1 protein-coding gene and 1 CRISPR repeat array are annotated in these 1,479 nt (G+C 46.7%); the gene reads right to left on the bottom strand.

Annotation, left to right across the window (positions count from 1 at the left end):
* The coding region (gene vapB, locus K7X24_RS21840; RefSeq protein ID WP_224558268.1) for a type II toxin-antitoxin system VapB family antitoxin at positions 1–152 on the bottom strand (152 nt) is incomplete at its 3' end.
* A gap of 300 nt (positions 153–452) precedes the next feature.
* Positions 453–1,440: direct repeats of the CRISPR family, unit length 28 nt; unit sequence GTTCACTGCCGTATAGGCAGCTTAGAAA.
* Positions 1,441–1,479 lie beyond the last annotated feature (39 nt).

Consider the following 1,479-nt stretch of genomic DNA (forward strand, 5'->3'; position numbering starts at 1 on the left):
TCAAACGAATGCCAATTGGGTTTGACCGGACGCAGTATGATGGTATCTCCCTCACGCACAATCTCCAGTTCGTTGACCCCTTCAAAGTCCATATCACGTGGCAAGCGAATGGCACGGTTGTTACCGTTTTTAAATACCGAAACAATACGCATGAGCACCTCCTCCTTAATACAGAATTCAGCCAGCCACTTACCGTTTATTATTGCTGGCTAAAACATAAGCTAAGTATAGATATTAACCACTCGATTATATATCCATAGCATATGCAGATACCTGACATAGACCTATCGACGATAAATAAAATCTTTGCCATACGTTCATGACCCTTTTTTTACGCATCGCCGTAACTCATTGATTTTTAATTTCGATTATCTACCCTGATAAAAAAGGGTTTTTCGGGAAAAATAGTTTATTTCCTTTTAAAATTAGGTCACTACCGTAAAATATGAACGGTTCACTGCCGTATAGGCAGCTTAGAAATTCCACCGCTGATTTCAGAAACGCATCATAAAGTTCACTGCCGTATAGGCAGCTTAGAAATTGCGCTGCCGTCGCTGTGATGCGCTGGTAGAGTTCACTGCCGTATAGGCAGCTTAGAAAACTTCATAAATATAACCCCTACGCCACTCCTGGTTCACTGCCGTATAGGCAGCTTAGAAAATGACGAGATAGACCGCCGTACACGCCTCACAGTTCACTGCCGTATAGGCAGCTTAGAAAGCAAAATCAGAAACAAACTCAGCAGACGTAAAGTTCACTGCCGTATAGGCAGCTTAGAAATCTCCCCTTGCAGCGGCATGAATTGCTGACCAGTTCACTGCCGTATAGGCAGCTTAGAAACCTCACCCCCTCGCCCCATGTGGTGAGTAATGGTTCACTGCCGTATAGGCAGCTTAGAAATCTACCTGAGAGGCACTGGCATCACCAGTCTGGTTCACTGCCGTATAGGCAGCTTAGAAAGCAAAGTCACATCGACAAAAATGCTCGCGACCGTTCACTGCCGTATAGGCAGCTTAGAAAACACGACGCAATGCCGCAATGGTTCCTTTTTGGTTCACTGCCGTATAGGCAGCTTAGAAAGTGGCGCGTTTCAGCCCTTTCATGCTGCGGATGTTCACTGCCGTATAGGCAGCTTAGAAACCCATGTCACGCGCCGCCGCAACCCCCTGATTGTTCACTGCCGTATAGGCAGCTTAGAAATGCATCGCTTTTGCCTTCACCGTGGCATCTGGGTTCACTGCCGTATAGGCAGCTTAGAAAATAAACGGTGCTGAACGTCTCGATCCTGTCAGGTTCACTGCCGTATAGGCAGCTTAGAAATTCTAACTGAATGGAACTGTTCGGAATTGAACGTTCACTGCCGTATAGGCAGCTTAGAAAAACGAGCTGAGCGCCGCGCGCGACTGGTTGCAGTTCACTGCCGTATAGGCAGCTTAGAAAAGCACGTTCTCGCGCCATGCGTATATCTGCATGTTCACT

It is taken from the genome of Pectobacterium versatile, assembly GCF_020166435.1.
In the GTDB taxonomy this organism is placed as follows: Bacteria; Pseudomonadota; Gammaproteobacteria; order Enterobacterales; family Enterobacteriaceae; genus Pectobacterium; species Pectobacterium versatile.